Annotated in this window: 16 protein-coding genes; 9 read left to right on the plus strand and 7 right to left on the minus strand. The window is 59.5% G+C overall.

The window, feature by feature from the left end:
- A complete protein-coding gene (locus HB375_RS00135) occupies window positions 1-744 on the minus strand; it encodes a CYTH domain-containing protein (RefSeq protein ID WP_167670796.1) in 744 nt (247 codons plus the stop codon).
- A gap of 275 nt (window positions 745-1,019) precedes the next feature.
- Here HB375_RS00135 and HB375_RS00140 point away from each other — a divergent pair, with 275 nt between their 5' ends.
- The 8 genes from HB375_RS00140 to HB375_RS00175 all read left to right on the plus strand — a co-directional run bounded on the left by HB375_RS00140 (window position 1,020) and on the right by HB375_RS00175 (window position 8,647).
- A complete protein-coding gene (locus HB375_RS00140) occupies window positions 1,020-1,994 on the plus strand; it encodes a LysR family transcriptional regulator (protein ID WP_205799999.1) in 975 nt (324 codons plus the stop codon).
- A 117-nt stretch (window positions 1,995-2,111) separates the two neighbouring features.
- Entirely contained in the window at window positions 2,112-2,588 is a 477-nt protein-coding gene (locus HB375_RS00145; RefSeq protein WP_167670799.1) for a DUF3830 family protein, read from the plus strand.
- Window positions 2,589-2,639: 51 nt separating this feature from the next.
- On the plus strand, window positions 2,640-3,674 hold the full coding sequence (locus HB375_RS00150) for an ABC transporter substrate-binding protein (RefSeq protein ID WP_167671689.1): 1,035 nt from the start codon (window positions 2,640-2,642) through the stop codon (window positions 3,672-3,674).
- Between the two features lie 20 nt (window positions 3,675-3,694).
- Entirely contained in the window at window positions 3,695-4,519 is an 825-nt protein-coding gene (locus HB375_RS00155; protein WP_167670802.1) for an ABC transporter permease, read from the plus strand.
- On the plus strand, window positions 4,512-5,315 hold the full coding sequence (locus tag HB375_RS00160; protein ID WP_167670804.1) for an ABC transporter permease: 804 nt from the start codon (window positions 4,512-4,514) through the stop codon (window positions 5,313-5,315). The genes HB375_RS00155 and HB375_RS00160 overlap by 8 nt, the downstream gene beginning before the upstream one ends.
- Window position 5,316: 1 nt before the next feature.
- On the plus strand, window positions 5,317-6,372 hold the full coding sequence (locus tag HB375_RS00165) for an ABC transporter ATP-binding protein (protein ID WP_167670806.1): 1,056 nt from the start codon (window positions 5,317-5,319) through the stop codon (window positions 6,370-6,372).
- 12 nt (window positions 6,373-6,384) lie between these two features.
- Window positions 6,385-7,185 (plus strand): gamma-glutamyl-gamma-aminobutyrate hydrolase family protein, encoded by an 801-nt coding sequence (locus tag HB375_RS00170; RefSeq protein ID WP_167670809.1) that lies wholly within the window; start codon window positions 6,385-6,387, stop codon window positions 7,183-7,185.
- A 28-nt stretch (window positions 7,186-7,213) separates the two neighbouring features.
- Window positions 7,214-8,647, plus strand: a complete 1,434-nt coding sequence (locus tag HB375_RS00175) for a gamma-aminobutyraldehyde dehydrogenase (protein ID WP_167670811.1) — start codon at window positions 7,214-7,216, stop codon at window positions 8,645-8,647.
- A gap of 26 nt (window positions 8,648-8,673) precedes the next feature.
- On the opposite strand, the gene HB375_RS00180 is transcribed toward HB375_RS00175, so the two are convergent.
- Genes HB375_RS00180 through HB375_RS00205 form a run of 6 tightly spaced genes read right to left on the minus strand, consistent with a single transcriptional unit; the run spans window position 8,674 to window position 15,240 of the window.
- Window positions 8,674-9,579 (minus strand): carbohydrate kinase family protein, encoded by a 906-nt coding sequence (locus HB375_RS00180; RefSeq protein WP_167671690.1) that lies wholly within the window; start codon window positions 9,577-9,579, stop codon window positions 8,674-8,676.
- Window positions 9,579-10,679, minus strand: coding sequence for an ABC transporter ATP-binding protein (locus HB375_RS00185; protein WP_167670814.1), 1,101 nt, complete (start codon window positions 10,677-10,679; stop codon window positions 9,579-9,581). Before HB375_RS00185 ends, HB375_RS00180 begins: the two co-directional genes overlap by 1 nt.
- A complete protein-coding gene (gene argH, locus HB375_RS00190; RefSeq protein WP_167670816.1) occupies window positions 10,679-12,196 on the minus strand; it encodes an argininosuccinate lyase in 1,518 nt (505 codons plus the stop codon). Before argH ends, HB375_RS00185 begins: the two co-directional genes overlap by 1 nt.
- A 2-nt stretch (window positions 12,197-12,198) precedes the next feature.
- Window positions 12,199-13,050, minus strand: a complete 852-nt coding sequence (locus HB375_RS00195) for a carbohydrate ABC transporter permease (protein ID WP_167671691.1) — start codon at window positions 13,048-13,050, stop codon at window positions 12,199-12,201.
- Between the two features lie 8 nt (window positions 13,051-13,058).
- A complete protein-coding gene (locus HB375_RS00200; protein WP_167670818.1) occupies window positions 13,059-13,982 on the minus strand; it encodes a carbohydrate ABC transporter permease in 924 nt (307 codons plus the stop codon).
- Window positions 13,983-13,986: 4 nt separating this feature from the next.
- On the minus strand, window positions 13,987-15,240 hold the full coding sequence (locus HB375_RS00205; protein ID WP_167670820.1) for a sugar ABC transporter substrate-binding protein: 1,254 nt from the start codon (window positions 15,238-15,240) through the stop codon (window positions 13,987-13,989).
- A 182-nt stretch (window positions 15,241-15,422) separates the two neighbouring features.
- Here HB375_RS00205 and HB375_RS00210 point away from each other — a divergent pair, with 182 nt between their 5' ends.
- On the plus strand, window positions 15,423-16,646 hold the full coding sequence (locus HB375_RS00210) for an ROK family protein (protein ID WP_167670822.1): 1,224 nt from the start codon (window positions 15,423-15,425) through the stop codon (window positions 16,644-16,646).

The following is a 16,646-nucleotide window of genomic DNA, read 5'->3' on the forward strand; positions in this document are numbered from 1 at the left end:
CTAGCGTCGCTGCGGACGCAGCGACCGGGCCAACTCGCGGATGACATTGTCCTCGATGTTGAGATTCAATCCACCGTCATCTTCGGCAGAAATAGTTCCCGCCGCAGAGATTTCCGCTTTCTGGGGCGCGGACGCCGGCTTTCGGGCGGTCTTCTCGTTCGTAGTCGAGCTCCGCTGTGGCTCACTCGACGACTGCCGGGCGGTGTAGGGCCGCGACGCGCCAGGCCTGTTCTCCAATGCGTCAAGCAAGCTGTTGAGTGCAGCATTCGAGATCGGAACGTCCGGTGCACCTGGTATGCCCTCAAGGGCAATCGCGCGGGTCTGGTATGACGTTTCCGCCGTTACATCTGGGCCAAACCAGGATAGGGGACGAAAGTCTCTCGCCTCTTCTTCTGTATCAAACTCAACTGAGATGAGATCGAGCGGCCCGGGCGTGACAAAGCGATTGATATGAATGTCACGTGTCCCGACAGTGAGATGAGACCTGACATAATCGACCTTTCCAGGTGTGACATCAAGGAGCGCCTCGGCGTGGGCGCGTGGCACTTCCGTCCGCTCTTCGAGAGGAGCTCCCGAACCAGCGGTGATTAATACCAGATTGCCCTTGTCGCCCTCGATGATGACATAGGAACTCCGGTCAGCCTGATTGGCAAAATGCCCCTCCGTTACCCGATTCCCCCCACGTTCCCTGCGAATGAGGCGGGCAAGAGATGAAGCAATAAGGTAGCGCCGGGAAGTACTCATGTCGGACTCTTGATCTGGCGGACTCACTCCGCTCGGCCTTAACTAGAACCCCACACGACGTTCATCAAACCCAACACTATTTCAAAAACGCGAGCGGCTAAGCGCGCCCGCGCTGCAATCAAATAACTATCTAAGCGGCCAGCGCATGCCAGAGCCGAACGAAACCAATCTCCTATTCTTGTGAGGCGCGCCCTCGGACCGGCTGCGTTACAAGTTTTGCGGCGAAATGTTTCCTGTTGAGAAGACGACGCGGTCGGCGTTTTTTAAGAAATGGAATGGAGCCGCTGCGCCGGCTCACACACGGTGAACTGAGCCTCGCTATGAAACTCGCCAATCTCGAAACGTTTGTTCATCTGGCACGGCTGCGTCATTTTGGGCGCACGGCCAAACATCTCAACACGACGCAGCCGGCGATCTCATCACGTCTCGCGGCACTCGAGCGAGAGCTTGGTGTACAACTCATCGCCCGCGAGGGCCGTGAGTTTCACCTGACGCCAGCCGGCCATGAGGCGCTGAGGGTTATTGAGAAGATGCTCGGCGACTTCGATGGCCTCAAGCTCGGGTTCACAGATCCGGAGAACGTCGCGATCACCCTTCGCATCGGAGCCATCGACGCCATCGTCCAAACGTGGTTGCCGCGCCTCTATGATCGACTGCGCCAGACCTACCCCGGCGTCCAAATCGAGATCGTCACCGATTCCACCGTCAATCTTCTGCATCACATGAAGAACGGCGAGCTCGACATCACATTCTGCCTCGATCCAATTCTCGAGGAGGGGTATCGCAGCTTTGTCGTGTGCTCCTACGCGATGTCCTGGGTCGGCAGTCCCAAGTTGGTTGACGAGGATCGTATCTACACCGTGGCAGAACTGGGAACGATGCCGCTCATCACGTTTCAGAGGGGCTCGCCGCCCTACCGGATGATCGCGCCCTACTTTCAGGATGAAAGTGTGCTGGCATCTCAGCTTTCCAACTCCAACTCCCTTCCTACCATGATCCGCCTTGCCATGGACGGTTTCGGCATTGCCGCCGTGCCAACGATCGTGGTGGAGAAGGAACTCGACTCGGGCGATCTGGCTTCTGTCCAGGTCAACAAGCCCTTCCCGCCCCTGACCTTCATCGCGAGCTACCACCCGGTCCCCGGTTCCCTCCTCACGGAACGGGTCGCGGAGCTTGCAAAGCGGACCGCCGCAGAGTTTTGCAGCGAGACGGTCCCAGGCCTGGCCTGGGTAGATTATAACCTTCGATAAAAAATTTCTATCGTTCTAATAGAGAACGATAATTGGACAAATAAACTTTTGACTGCGACGCTGGCCCCGCAAATACTCGCCTGGGCGGGAAACGCCCGGCCCTTGGGGAAATTATCCATGACGAAACGTCGCCTTTACCTGAAATTTGTCGAAAAGAATGTGCAGGGCACCATCGAGCTCTATTGGGAGAACGCTCCCGTGACCTGCGAGAAGATCTGGAATGCCCTTGCCAAGCCGATCCAGGTTCCGGCCACCCACGCCATGTTCGCCGGTCCGGAAATCATGACCGGCCTCCCCCTGGAGGCTCAAACGTTCGATCCCCTGTCCATTCCGGCCGAGAACCAGACTTGCTTCCCCATCGCCGGCGAGCTTCTGTGGTTCTATCAGGCCAAAAACCTGATGAAGGGCATGACCGATGAATTCTGGGAGATCGGCATGTTCTACGACAACGGCGGGCGTATCTTCGGCCCCATCGGCTGGACGCCCTGCAACATCTTCGGCCGCATGACCGAGGGCCTTGAGGCGATCGCCGCGGCATGCCGCAGCATCCGTATCGAGGGCATGCAGACGGTTGAGATCGGCCGTCTCGGCTAATCCCCGCTTTTGATCCTGAGCAACGAACCAACGAACCAGAGGGTGAAGACAATGTTTGCCAGAGTATCGCAGATCGCCGGAGTGCTCGCCGTCGCGGGCGCTCTCGCAAGTCCCGCAGCTGCCAAAGATAAGCTCGTTATCAATTCTTATGGCGGCGCTTATGAGCAGATCCACCGCAAGCTCGTGATCGAGCCGTTCATGAAAAAGTACGACGCGGATGTGCAGGTCATCACCGCCTATTCGGCGGATGCCCTGGCACAGCTACGCGCGCAGAAGGCAGCGCCTCAGTTTGACGTGATCCATTTCTCAGGCGGTCAGGAAGTCGTGGCGGCACGCGAGGGGTTGATCAGCCCGATCAAGATCGAGGAATTGTCGAACGGCAAGGACCTTTACCCCTTCGCGACCGAGGGCCTTTCCCGCGGTGAAGGCCCGGTCCATGCGGTTGCAGCGATCGGCCTTCTCTACAACAAGGACAAGGCCCCGAAGAAGCCCGCCAAATGGGCGGATCTGTGGGACCCGGCATACAAAGATCACGTCGTCCTGACTGATCTCTCCAATAGTTATGGTCTGCTGGGCTTCCTGATGATGAACAAGATCAAGGGCGGCAGCATTCAAAATCCGGATCCAGGATTCGAAGCCGTGAAGGGCCTTCTCGGCAGCGCCGTTGTCGTGTCGACCTCGCCGGAGATGCAGCAGAACTTTGCGCAAAACGATGCATGGATTGCGCCCTACGCGCAGGACTATGCCTACACCCTGCGCAAGGCCGGCCTGCCGATTGAGTTCGTGCAGGGCGCGGAAGGAACGCCCGCCGTTTACCTGACCGCTAACCTCGTCGCCAATCGACCGAGCCAGGAGCTCGCAAAGAAGTTCATCGACTTCTCGCTTTCCTCCGAGGTTCAGGCCGGCTGGGCCAATGAGCTGCGGTACTCACCGACCAACAAGGCGACCAAGCTCGATGACACGGTCGCCAAGGAGGTGGTCTACGGCGAACAGGCGGTCTCCGGTCTGATGCGGTTTGATCCTGTCGCCGTCGATGCAGCTCGCGCCTCGCTCGTCGAGCGTTGGAAGAAGTTGATCGCTCGTTAATCTGAAGGCCGGGGCTCACTATGCGTGATCGCGTTGAAGATCTTGCTCTTGCGGGCCCCGGCATCCTCCTGCTCGCGCTCGCTTTCGTCCTCCCGATCGCCGAGATGCTTGGCCTGAGCATTCTCGGCACCCACCGGGAGCTGACGCTTGAACACTTTATCCGGTTTCTTTCAGATCCGTACTATCTCGGTATCGTCTGGCGGACGATCTATCTCTCATTGCTGATCACCGCGATCTGCGCCGCAATCGGCTTTCCTCTCGCCTATGTCATGGCCCGCATTCGCCCCGCGCTGCGGCTTTGGCTCATCGTCCTCATCATCCTGCCACTCATGACGAGTGTCGTCGTGCGCACGTTCGGCTGGATGGTCCTTCTGGGGCGGGGCGGCCTGATCCCGTTCACACTGTGGAAGCTCGGCTTCGTGGGGCGGAATTTCACTCTCATGCACACGGAAGCCGCGATCGTCATCGGCATGGTACAGGTCCTCCTTCCTTTCACGACCCTTTCCATTCTCGGCGTCGTCATGAAGATCGATCGACGCTTGGAAGAGGCTTCTCGCACAATGGGCGCCGGCTTTTTCGCGACATTGCGGATTGTTATTTTGCCCCTGGCGATGCCTGGCATTCTTGCCGGCTCGCTCCTCGCGTTCACCTTGTCGGTCAGCTCGTTCGTGACTCCATCACTTCTCGGTGGCGTACGGCTTCCGGTCGTTGCAGCCTCCATCTATGACGCGGCCACCAAAACCCTGGAATGGAATTTTGCTGCCGCCCAATCCGTCATTCTCCTCGTCGGCGTCCTTTTGGCACTGACCCCTTACATCAAGTTGTCGGGGCGGCGTCATGGTTAAGGCTGTCCCCAACACGTTGCGAGTTTTCGCCTCGCTCTTCGTGGCTCTGACGCTCGTCTTCATCCTCGCGCCGCTGGTCGTGGTCGCAGGTGTGTCCGTATCGGAGAGTCAGTTCATTGCCTTTCCGCCAAGTGGATTTAGCTTGCGTTGGTTCGCGGCGATTTTCGACTCCAACGCCTACGTTCAGGCCCTGATAACGAGCCTAAAGCTCGCGACCCTGGTGACTGTAACCGCGACGATCGTTGGGGCCGGTGCGGCTATCGCTCTGCATCGTCGGCGCTTGCCTGGCACCAGCCTTCTCGCCGGCTTGTTCCTGTCTCCGCTCATTCTGCCATCAATCATCTTCGCCATCGGCCTCTTGATGCTGTGGAGTGCCACAATCGGCCCGGTCTCGTTCTGGGCGCTTTGGATCGGCCACATGGTAATTGCCCTTCCTTACGTGATCCGCACAACGCTCGCGGTGCTGGCCGATTCCGACCCCTTCTTGGAAGAAGCTGCGCGCACCATGGGCGCCAGCCGCTGGCAGCGCATTCTCTATGTGGTCCTGCCGCAATGTGTGCCGGGTCTCGCGGCGGGCGCTTTCTTCGCGTTCAACATTTCCTTCGACGAAGCGGTGGTCGCGTTGTTTCTGCGCACACCCGATCTCGTGACCCTGCCAATCCAGATCTACAATCAACTGGAATTCAGCCCCGATCCCACCGTGGCGGCCGTGTCGACATTGATGATGGGTTTGACCGTTTTCCTGATTGCGACCCTCGACCGCTTCCTCGGCATTCAACGCTTCGTCGGCACCTGACATGGCAACCCTTGAACTCAACCAAATCGTGAAGTCTTTCGGCTCGGTCGATGTGCTGCACGGAATTTCCCTGTCAATCGAGAGCGGCCAGTTCGTCAGTCTTCTGGGTCCGAGCGGCTGCGGCAAGACCACTCTTCTTCGCATCATCGCGGGGCTTGAGGCCGTGACCCGCGGCACCTTGCGAATTGCAGGGCGAGATGTGACGGATGTCGCGCCCGAGAACCGGGACATCGCGATGATGTTTCAGTCCTATGCGCTTCTCCCGCATATGAGTGTCCGTGAGAATGTGCGTTTCCCGCTGCGGATGCGCAATCGGGGGACAAGGAAGGAGCAGGACGAGCGCGTCCAGGCGACCCTCGAAACAGTTCAGCTCGGCCACCTGGCGGATCGCATGCCTCGCCAACTTTCTGGGGGACAGCAGCAGCGGGTGGCCTTGGCGAGAGCGATTGTTTCGGATCCCAAGATCCTGCTTCTCGACGAACCTTTGTCCAACCTCGACGCACGCCTGCGTGAAGACATGCAGGTGGAGTTGATTGAGCTGCATCGCAGGCTCGGCCTGACGACGGTCTTTGTCACGCACGACCAGGAAGAGGCTCTCAGCCTCTCGGACACTGTCGTTCTAATGAACGCTGGACGCATTGAGCAAGTCGGCGGCCCGCAAGAAATCTACGCATCCCCGCGGACCGGCTTTACCTCGGAATTCATCGGCTCCGCCAATCTGATCCCAGTGCGGGTCGAAGAGACAGCCGCGGGACCACGCGCCACCTTGCCTTGGGGAGAGGTCATTGCCGTCGCCCCGGGGTCCAAGCCATCTCACAAAGCGAGCTTGGTCCTCCGGCAAGAAGACATGAAGTTGTTGCCGTCGCAGACCATCATCCCGAACGGGTTCCGCGCCACCGTGGAGACCCGGGTCTTCCTCGGCGCGCGGATTCGATACGTTCTGCGCCTGGGCGATATGCGTATCAAGTGCCTAGCCCCCGGGACGGATATCTTCGGCCCCGGGGATGCGGTTGTCGTCAGCGTTCCTGACAGCCGTGCGCAAATCATCGAAGCGTGACGGGGCGTCATCATGGTGTCGTCATCCAGCCAGCGCGATGAGCGCGAGCACCCCGCCGAGAAAAGGCCGCTTCTCGGCGTGATTGCCTGCAATCGCACCGTGGGCGAGGAGATCGCAGCGAGCGTCATGCGGCGCTATCTCCAGGCTGCAGCTAGGCACATGGAGGCGTCCCTCGTCATTGTCCCTAGCCTGCCCGACTATATCGACGCTCCCCGTCTAGCGAGCACCATTGACGGCATTTTGCTGACCGGCAGCCCATCGAATATTGCGGCTCGGCACTACGAGGGCGAGTGCGCCGACGCGGAGGGGCCATTCGACGAGGACCGCGACGAAGTTGTCAAACGCCTTCTTGAAGAGGTCATCAAAGCAGGAAAGCCCGCTCTAGGGATTTGCCGCGGCCTGCAAGAAATCAATGTCGCTCTCGGCGGAACCCTGCGACGCGATCTTGCTACCAATGACACCTTCATTCCCCATCATGCGCCGCCCGAGGCGAACCTGGACGCGATGTTCTCGTGCAAGCACGACGTGCGGCTGAAAGGTGGCGGTGTTCTCGCGCAGATGTACGATGCACCGAGCATTATCGTGAACTCCGTTCACTATCAGGGCATCAATCGCCTCGCGCCAGACCTGCATGTAGAGGCAACGGCCCCAGATGGCTTGATTGAGGCGGTGTCAGCTCGCATCGGCTCGTCCTCCATCCTCGCCGTGCAGTGGCATCCGGAATGGCAGGCGGACCGCAACACGCATTCCCAGGCTCTCCTCCGTCATTTCGGCACTCTGCTGCGCGGCGAGAGCCTGCCTACCGATCTTTGAACAAGCACTCTTTCCCAGGAAACTGACGATGTTCGACAATGCGCAGGTCTTCGTGAACGCTCGCTTTGAAGCCGGCGAGGGCACACCGGAGCAAGTGTTCAACCCCGCGACCGGCGAGTTGCTCGCCTCTTTCCCCAGCGCGAGTGAGGCGCAAGTCGACCGTGCCGTCGCAGCGGCAGAGGCGGCATTTCCTTCTTGGGCTGCCCTTACTCCTCGCGAGCGCTCCTCGGCACTGCTGCGCATAGCCGATCGGATCGAAGCCGACGCCGCGACATTTGCCACGCTCGAAGCGATGAACTGCGGCAAACCGCATCGCTATGTACTTGGCGGCGAAGTTCCCAACGTCGTCGATGTGTTCCGCTTCTTCGCCGGCGCGGCGCGTACCATGCCGGGCGTGCCTGCAGGGGAGTATCGCAATGGCCGCCACACCAGTATGCTGCGTCGCGATCCCGTCGGAGTCGTCGCGTCGATCGCGCCGTGGAACTACCCTCTGCTCATGGCCAGTTGGAAGATCGCTCCGGCGATTGCGGCAGGCAACACCGTCGTCATTAAGCCTTCTGAACACACGCCTCTCACGCTATTGAAGCTTGCCGAGATTTTCGCAGAGGTTCTGCCGCCAGGTGTTGTCAACGTCGTGACAGGCAACGGTGCAGTCGTTGGCCAACGGCTCGTCTCTCATCCTGCCGTGCGAATGATTTCATTGACGGGCGATGTAGGCACCGGACGGAAGATTCTTGCTGCCGCTGCGGAGACGATGAAGCGTACTCATCTCGAACTCGGCGGCAAAGCGCCGGTCATGGTCTTCGATGATGCTGATCTTGATGGTCTAATTGAGACCCTCAAGGAAGCGAGTTTCTACAATGCCGGACAAGACTGTACGGCGGCGTGCCATATCTATGCGGCAGCATCGATCTACGACAAGTTGGTGAGCGATCTCGGGCAAGCCATTGCCGCCCTCCCCTATGGCGAGCCGGATGATGCCAAGGCGGAATTCGGACCGCTGATCACCGCGCGGCAACGCGACCGTGTCGCGGGCTTCGTCGACCGCGCCCGCGAGAGCGGGGCAGCAGTCATCACCGGCGGATACGCACCGGATCGTCGCGGCTTCTTCTATGAGCCGACGCTCATCGCCGCTCCGCAAAACGCGGAGATCGTGCAGCGAGAAGTCTTTGGCCCCGTGGTATCCATCACGCCGTTCAAGGATGAAGGGCAGGTGATTGGTTGGGCCAATGCCTCAAGCTACGGCCTCGCATCATCGATCTGGACGCGAAACCAGGGCCGTGCAGCGCAGCTCGCTGCCGCTTTGCGCTACGGGGTCACCTGGGTCAACACGCATGGTGTGTTTGCTACCGAGATGCCTCATGGCGGCATGCGCAATTCCGGCTATGGCAGCGATCTCTCGATGACCGGTCTCACGGAATACACGCAGGTTCGCCATGTCATGTTCGCGCATCACCGCTAGGCGAGGCGCGATGAACTAACTAGGTATCATTCGGCGGCGATCTTTCTCAACACCGTAGCGCCGCCGGCTGCCTGGACAGACAGGCTACCGGCCTCAATGGCCGCCGCAAGGCTGGCGGAGAAGCCTTTCCCTGCCAGCCAACCATGAATGAAGCCGGCATTGAAGGCATCTCCCGCGCCGGTCGTATCGACAACGGGCACGTGAGGAGCGGAGCGAGACAATCGTTCACCTTCTCCCGTCGCCAACGTTGCGCCTTCCGAACCCTTTTTCAGCACGACAATCGGAAAATGACGGATGAGCAGATCAAGAATTTGCTCATGGTTGGTCGCGCGGGCGATCACTGACGCTTCTTCGGTGTTGGGGAGAAACAGATCGACGCCGCGACAATTCTCGAGGAAGCCCGGGTCATGGATCAAGGCGTCGTCCCAGCTTGGATCGAGGGAGACTGTCAAGCCTTTCGCCTTCGCACTAGCGACGATGCCTGGGATCTCTATCAGAGTGGCATACTCGGCGATATGCAGATGACGTACCCCTGGGGATGAAAGCGCAGCCTCCACCGTCGCCGGGTGGCCATGCCCGGCACGTCGCGACAAGAACGCGCGATCCTGTGGCTGCACAATCGCGACGGTCAATTGCGGCCCGGCATCTGCTGCGCGCTCGACGAAGGTGAGATCCACTCCGCTCTCAGCAAGCGCCCCTTCGAGCCCCGCCGACAACGGATCGGTGCCGAGGCGTGTCACAAGGCTGGTATCGCGCCCCAATCCAATCAGATGAGCGGCGGTGATAAAGGCCCCACCACCCGGCACAACCGCAACGTCCTTGGCGAAAAGCTCGCGTCCGAGAACCGGTAAACCCGCTAGCCCAGTGAAAACCAGATCGCAATAAGTCCGTCCGAGACACAGCACACTGTGCAGCGTCCCGCTTGAGTGCATTACATCCGGCATAGGGCGCGTTCAGACTTGCTATCGAACAGATAGAGGCTGCCCGCAGAAGCGTTCACCGCCACGCGCTCACCAGCCTTCGGAATGACCTTGCCCGGCGCGCTAGCGATGACAGAAGCGCCTCCGACGTCGAGGTGCACCAACGTCTCCGATCCCAGCGGCTCGACAACAGAAACGGTTCCCGACAGACTCAGACCCTGAATACCATTCCCTTGGGAGCTAACAACAAGATCGTGGGGGCGCACGCCGAGCAGCACCTCGGCACCCTGCGCACCGGAAATGCCGCCCGCTGACACCGCAACCGAGGCGCCAAGGCCATTGAGCTCGGCCGCATGGTGTCCCGCCTTGTCAACAAGCCGCGCCGGCAGGAGATTCATGGTGGGGCTTCCGATAAACCGCGCAGTAAAGATATCCGCCGGGTTATCATAGAGCTCCATGGGCGTGCCAACTTGGAGAATGCGTCCGTCCCGCATCACGACAATGCGATCCGCCATCGTCATCGCCTCCACCTGATCGTGCGTGACGAAGACGATGGTCGTTCCCAGGCGCTGATGCAGCCTCTTGATTTCAAGCCGCATCTGGGTGCGCAGCTGCGCATCGAGATTGGAAAGCGGCTCGTCGAACAAAAATGCGGCGGGGTTGCGCACCATGGCGCGGCCGATCGCAACGCGCTGGCGCTGACCACCGGAGAGCTGCGAAGGCCGTCGGCCGAGAAGGCTTTCCAGACCGAGGATTTTCGCGGTCTCTTCGATGCGCTTCTTCTTCTCGGATTCCGGCAGCTTCGAGGTATAGAGGCCGAAGCCAATATTCTGAGCCACCGTCATATGCGGATAAATTGCATAATTTTGGAACACCATGGCGATGTTCCGATCCTTCGGCTCGGCTTCGTTGACGACACGGCCATCGATGGAGATGGTGCCGCCCGAAATATCCTCGAGCCCCGCGATCATGCGCAAAGTCGTCGACTTTCCGCAGCCGGAAGGACCGACAAGCACGACGAACTCACCGTCCTTGACCTGGAGGTCGATTCCGTGAACAGCCGTCGTATTGCCGTACTTCTTCACGAGGCTGTTGAGAACGATATTGGCCATCAGGCTTCTCCCAGAAGCGCTTGAAATTTGTCTTTAAGTTCGGAGGTCGCAGCCGCCTCGCGGGCTGCAATATCCTTCCCCTGCGACGTCAGGGCATCGAGTTGCGTGCGGTACTGCATCAACGCAGCCTGCAGGGCTTTCGGCGCTGGTCCGCCAAACCGATCACGAACCGCAACGAAATGTTCCGGCGAGACCATTTCCGCGAATGTTGCAGTGTCGATCGAGGTCTCACGCTTCGTGGCCTCTGCGAATGCTTTCAGGAAAGCCGCATAACCGTCATTTGCAAGATCGCCCTGGACCGCCACGACTGCCTTCGCAACCGCGGCTGCGATCTCGTGTGCCTCGCGGAAAGACAAACCTTCACGCCGCACAAGGCTGTCGGCGAGTTCAGTCACCGTAATGCAGCTGCGACGAATGTTGTCCTGAACCCGTGCACCGTCGATGCGGATATCCGCCACCAGAGCGGCCAAAAGATCGAGCACACGAGCGGCCGAGGCAAAAGCCTGGTAGCCCATGGCTTGCGTTTCGCCCTCGCTGTCGTTCATGTCCGTAAACGGCGTGTTGTGCATCACGTCGAGCATGGCCCGCGCCCGGCCGAACGTCTGCGACGACAAATGGCGCAGATGCTCAATCGGAACTGGGTTGCGCTTCTGCGGCATGATCGAGGAGATCTGCACGAACGCGTTTGGCACATAAACCTGACCGACTTCAAAACTCGTCCAGAACTGCAGGTCCTGGATCGGGCGGCCGAGATGAAGGAACATCAGCTCGATGGCGCTGTAGGTCGCTGTCACATAATCGACAGCGGCGATGCAGCTATAGGAATTTTGCAGCGGCTGCGAGAAGCCGAGGAGCGTCGCCATTCGCGAACGATCAACCGGGAATCCAGAGGTCGTGATTGCAGCCGCACCCATTGGCGAGCGGTCAACAATCGCGCGAGCCTCGACGAGCCGCTCGATGTCCCGCAGAAGGACCTCAATCACAGCTCCCAGGTAATGGCCGAACGTCGTCGGTTGCGCGGGTTGCCCGTGCGTATAGGCAACGATAAGAGTTTCCTGCTCGCGCGTCGCAACATTGATCAACACGCCCGCGAGATTCCGCGCCTTCGCGAGGAGGACGTCGATCCGCTCCTTCAACCCCAGCTTGAAGAGGGTGTGGTCGATGTCGTTACGCGATCTCGCGGTGTGGAGCCGGCCGGCGAGATCAGGTCCGAGCCGACGCTTCAATTCTTTCTCGATGAGAAAAAAGAAGTCCTCAACCTCACCCGTATAGGTCAGTGCAGGCACATCGACTTCGGCATCGATAGCCTCAAGCGCGCGAGCGATGGCGCTCGCCTGCTTGCGATCGAGAATGCCTGTTTCGGTGAGCATCACCAGATGTGCCCGGTCAATGCGACGGAAACCGTCCACATGATGAGCCTTGGCTCCGTCGAACAGCGGACGCAGGACCGTCTCTTTATAGATGGGGTTAGGGAAGACGCTTTTGTCGTCTCGGCGGGGATCGTGATTGGTCGACATGATCACCCTTTCAGACCCGCGAGCATCACGCCGCGAACGATGTAGCGCTGGAGGAGAAGAAAGACGATCAGGGTCGGAATCGTCGCAATGCTCGCTCCGGTCATGATCATTTCCCATTGAATAGCCTGCTCGACAGCAAAGCTCGAAAGGCCGACAGGCAGGGTATAGAGATCGCGACTGTTCGTGACGATGAGTGGCCAGAAGAATGCCGTCCAATTGCCCAGGAAAGTGAAGATCGCGAGTGCCGAGATTGCTGGCGTGACGAGCGGCATCGCGACGCGCCACCAGATCGTGAATTCATTCAACCCATCGACGCGGCCGGCTTCGAGGAACTCATCCGGTACCGTCTCGAAGAACTGTTTCATAAGGAATGTGCCGAAGGCCGTCATCATACCGGGGAACATGATGCCCCAATAGGTATCGACCCATCCGAAGTTGCTCGCCATCAAGTACCAGGGAATGACCAGCATTTCCGTCGGGATCATCAGGGTCGAGAGAATGGCGATGAAGACGATGTAACGCCCTCTGAAATTAAACTTCGCGAGCGTATAGCCGACGAGCGAGTCAAAAAAGACGTTTGAGACGGTAACGCAAACAGCAACGAACAGCGAGTTCAGGAACCAGCGCAAGAAGCGTCCATCGGACAGCACGGCTACATAGTTGTCCAGGGAGGGTGCTTCCGGGATCAGGCGCAGGTCATAGACCTGAGACGCATCCTTTAGCGAGGTTGAAAGCATGAAGAGGATGGGCGTCATCATCACGACGCCACCCAGGAAGAGCAACGTCCAGATAATGATGCGCCCGGGGCGGATCGACCGGCGCGCGACTGGGTTTTCTAAAGCGGCGACATTCATAGTCATCGTCAGCGATCCTTCAGGATGCGGAGCTGAATGAGCGAGACGGCGAGTAGGATGAGGAACAGAACAACCGTTTGAGCCGCCGCATATCCCATATCCAGCGACTTGAACGCCGTCTGGTAGATCATCAGCACGAGCGGCTTTGTCGTGTTGAGCGGCCCGCCCGGATCGTTGAAGTTCATGTTGTAGACCTGGTCGAAAATACGCAGAAAGCCGATGGAGGAGAATACGACCAGAAACACGATGGTGGGCTTCAGCAGCGGCAGTGTAATGCGCCGAAGAATGGTGAACTCCGACACCCCATCGATCCGCGCGGCCTCGTAGTACGAGGTCGGGATGGCTCTCAACCCTGCGATGAAGATGATAACCTGGAAGCCGAGACCGGCCCACACTGCCGGAGCCAGGATTGCAGGCAGAGCTTGCGTGGTCGAGCGAAGGAACGGCTGCTGCGGAATGCCGAACCACGTGAGAATAGCGTTGAAAATGCCAATCGGAACCGGCTGATAGAACCAGCGCCACACCCAAGCCATCGCCACAGCCGTCGTGAGAAACGGGATGAAGTAAAGAGCTCGGATGAACCCGTGCATGAAGCGCACGCGATCAAGATAGTAGGCGACGGTGAAGGAAATGACGAGGCTGACCGGTGTGCCTATAATCAGATAGAGGAAGGTGTTGCCGAACACCTGCCAGAACAGCGGGTCGGCCAAAAGCCGCTTGTAGTTCTCGAGGCCGACGAAAGCCGCCGGCCTCAAGAGATTCCAGTTGGTGAAGGACAGCGCGAATGCTTCAAGTGTCGGCCAGAAGCGGATCGCGCTGTAGAACAGGATCGGCACTGCCAGGAAGGACCAGGCCCATAACACGCGCTTCTGGCGCAGGCTGAGCCTGTCCCAGGCGCGGGCGGATTTCGCAGGCAATGCCGTCGCTGTCATGGTCTTACTTCGCCGCGCGGTCGATGATGGCCTGCTCGGCCTTCGCTGCCTCAGCGAGCGAGGCTTTCGGATCCTGCTTCTGGATCAGAACGCGATTGACCATGTCGATCGCGACCTGACGCTGAGCCGCCTCATCCACGAACATCGTAGTACGGGCGTATTCGAGGCCCTTCAGGAACGGACCGTAAATCGGGTTCGCCAGGTTCTCCGACGTCAACGCCGCAGAGCGGCGGGCCGGCAACTCGCCGACGGCCTTGAGCCAAATATCCATCGCTTCGGGCGACGTGATGTAAGCGAGGAATTTCTTCGACGCCTCGAGCTTCTCGCCCTGCACCTTGCCGGTGATGGCGTTCGCGAAGTAGCTCGCATAGTTGCTGCGCATGCCCTTCGAGTCCGCCGGCAGTTCGGTGACGCCCCATTCGAACGACTTGATGGAATTGAATGCTCCGAGGCGGAAGGTGCCATCGATCGTCATCGCGGCAAGGCCCGCCTTGAACGCCGCCTGGCCCTCATCCATGAAGCCGGCGAGGCCAACCTTATACTTGGTCTGCAGGTCGGTGTAGAATTGCAGCGCCTTTAGGCCCGCTTCGCTATCATAGGCGACCTTGCGATCATTGTCGGTGTACGGCACGCCGCCATTCTGGCGGATCAGAACTTCACGCCACCACTGGTGATCCTGCCCGGCCATGTCGAGCGTGACGCCGGCCGAAACGATATTGCCCGCGCCATCGCGCTTGACGGCCTTCTCAGCCGCGGCGAGGAATTCTTCAAGGTTCTGCGGCGGCTTGTTCGGGTCGAGGCCCGCGGCCTGGAAGGCCTTCTTGTTGTAGAAAAGCGCCAGCGAGCGAACCGCCGTCGGCAGGCCATAATATTCGCCGTTGCGCTTCATCGCGGTGACAATCGGGAAGAACTCCGATTCGATCTTGTCGTGCGGGAAAGCGTCCTTCGGCAAAGGCTGAATCAATTTGCCCGCGAGGAAGCCGTCAACCCAACCGTAGAAGAGCTGAACCACGTCCGGTCCCTGTCCGGCCGTCACGGCGGCTGCGACTTTCGTCTGATATTCAGCGTACGGGAAGGTCGTGTGCTTCACCGTGATCCCAGGGTTGGCCGCCTGGAATTTCTGGATCAACTGATCCATCGCCTTCACGCGGCTGTCGAAGACATATTGCCAATACTCGATCTCAACTGCGCTCGCGGCATTGGCAGCGAGGACGCTGACGCCGAACGCGAGACCGGCGACCATCTTTTTAAAACGCATGCGAGACCCTCCACATGATCCACCCGAGCTTCGCATCGGCGTGGCGTTTGTTCCCTAGGCAGAGCGCGATCCCTCCCGCCCATTCTGATAGGCTCGCTTGCTCGACCACCTGCTGTCAATAAAATAATTCACTTGAGTTATTCGCTGAGTGCGGCCATCGTCCTGGTGGATACGAGTTCGCGATGCCCCGTCAAAAGCCCTCGCCGCCAGCAAAAGTTGCAATCGGCAACAATCCGGAACGCAACCGCTCGCATAATCGGCGCGTCGTACTGGACGCGGTGCGATTGCACGGTCCGCTCGGACGCACTGCGATTGCGAGACTCGCTCATCTCAGTTCGCAGGCGGTCTCCAACATCGTCGGCGAACTTTTGGAGGAAGGGCTTCTGCTCGAATGTGGGCGTTTGCGCTCCGGCCGTGGCCTTCCGCCCGTCCAGGTCATGGTCAATCCCGATGGCGGGATGACAATCGGCATCGAGATCGCGCCCGATCACATGGCGACTGTGCTCGTCGACCTCACCGGCCGCATCCGAAACCATCGTTCAACGCCGATTGGCGATACTGCCCCTCACCGCATCACACCGCTTCTGAAGACCGAGATCGAGGCTGCCTGCGCCACAATCCCTGGATCGTCTGAGAGACTTCTTGGAATCGGCGTTGTGATGCCCGGTCCCTTCGAGATCGAAGGCATGAGTTCCGTTGGCCCGACAACGCTTCCCGGTTGGGCGGGTCATGATCCGGCTTTGTTTTTGAGTGCCGCAACTGGCAGGGTCACATTGGTCGAGAACGATGCGACCGCCGCCGCCGTCGGCGAGCGTTTGCACGGCACTGCCAGATCGCTCAAGAATTTCTGTCTCCTCTATTTCGGCACGGGCCTCGGCCTCGGTATTGTTGCCGATGGGCGTCCCATGCGGGGCGCATTCGGCAATGCAGGCGAGATCGGCCATGTCATCGTCACGCCCGGCGGAAAGCCGTGTGCCTGTGGCAACCGAGGCTGTCTGGAAGGTTATGCATCGCTGCATGCTCTCAAAGAGCGTTTGCGCGTGAACGGTATTGCCTGCGACGATCCCAGTGCTCTCGAAAAGCTCCACGCCGAAGAAAATCCCGTTCTGCGGGAATGGCTCGCAGAGGCGGCAACGTATCTCTCTCCGGTCGTCGGCATGCTGGAAAATCTGTTCGACCCTGAAAGCATCATCTTTGGCGGCGCGCTGCCCGATGCGCTTCTCGATGATCTCATCACGGCGCTTGATCCGCTCCCGCTCTCCGTCGCGAGCCGACGCCAACGCGCCGTTCCGCGCGTGATCCGCGGCGCGACCGGGGGCCTGACAGCGGCGCTGGGAGCGGCGGCATTGCCTCTTCTGGAAACGATGACGCCTCGACTCGACACGGCCATCCAAACCACTCCTTGA

Origin of the sequence: Microvirga terricola, assembly GCF_011777495.1 — a bacterium.
GTDB classification, from domain to species: Bacteria; Pseudomonadota; Alphaproteobacteria; order Rhizobiales; family Beijerinckiaceae; genus Microvirga; species Microvirga terricola.

Excerpts from the sequence above, each read along its gene's own strand:
- HB375_RS00205 (WP_167670820.1), bottom strand. The coding sequence starts at position 15,240 with ATGCGTTTTAAAAAGATGGTCGCCGGTCTCGCGTTCGGCGTCAGCGTC.
- HB375_RS00185 (WP_167670814.1), bottom strand. The coding sequence starts at position 10,679 with ATGGCCAATATCGTTCTCAACAGCCTCGTGAAGAAGTACGGCAATACG.
- HB375_RS00210 (WP_167670822.1), top strand. The coding sequence starts at position 15,423 with ATGCCCCGTCAAAAGCCCTCGCCGCCAGCAAAAGTTGCAATCGGCAAC.
- HB375_RS00145 (WP_167670799.1), top strand. The coding sequence starts at position 2,112 with ATGACGAAACGTCGCCTTTACCTGAAATTTGTCGAAAAGAATGTGCAG.
- HB375_RS00170 (WP_167670809.1), top strand. The coding sequence starts at position 6,385 with ATGGTGTCGTCATCCAGCCAGCGCGATGAGCGCGAGCACCCCGCCGAG.
- argH (WP_167670816.1), bottom strand. The coding sequence starts at position 12,196 with ATGTCGACCAATCACGATCCCCGCCGAGACGACAAAAGCGTCTTCCCT.
- HB375_RS00135 (WP_167670796.1), bottom strand. The coding sequence starts at position 744 with ATGAGTACTTCCCGGCGCTACCTTATTGCTTCATCTCTTGCCCGCCTC.
- HB375_RS00140 (WP_205799999.1), top strand. The coding sequence starts at position 1,020 with ATGGAGCCGCTGCGCCGGCTCACACACGGTGAACTGAGCCTCGCTATG.
- HB375_RS00160 (WP_167670804.1), top strand. The coding sequence starts at position 4,512 with ATGGTTAAGGCTGTCCCCAACACGTTGCGAGTTTTCGCCTCGCTCTTC.
- HB375_RS00175 (WP_167670811.1), top strand. The coding sequence starts at position 7,214 with ATGTTCGACAATGCGCAGGTCTTCGTGAACGCTCGCTTTGAAGCCGGC.
- HB375_RS00180 (WP_167671690.1), bottom strand. The coding sequence starts at position 9,579 with ATGCACTCAAGCGGGACGCTGCACAGTGTGCTGTGTCTCGGACGGACT.
- HB375_RS00195 (WP_167671691.1), bottom strand. The coding sequence starts at position 13,050 with ATGAATGTCGCCGCTTTAGAAAACCCAGTCGCGCGCCGGTCGATCCGC.
- HB375_RS00200 (WP_167670818.1), bottom strand. The coding sequence starts at position 13,982 with ATGACAGCGACGGCATTGCCTGCGAAATCCGCCCGCGCCTGGGACAGG.
- HB375_RS00150 (WP_167671689.1), top strand. The coding sequence starts at position 2,640 with ATGTTTGCCAGAGTATCGCAGATCGCCGGAGTGCTCGCCGTCGCGGGC.
- HB375_RS00155 (WP_167670802.1), top strand. The coding sequence starts at position 3,695 with ATGCGTGATCGCGTTGAAGATCTTGCTCTTGCGGGCCCCGGCATCCTC.
- HB375_RS00165 (WP_167670806.1), top strand. The coding sequence starts at position 5,317 with ATGGCAACCCTTGAACTCAACCAAATCGTGAAGTCTTTCGGCTCGGTC.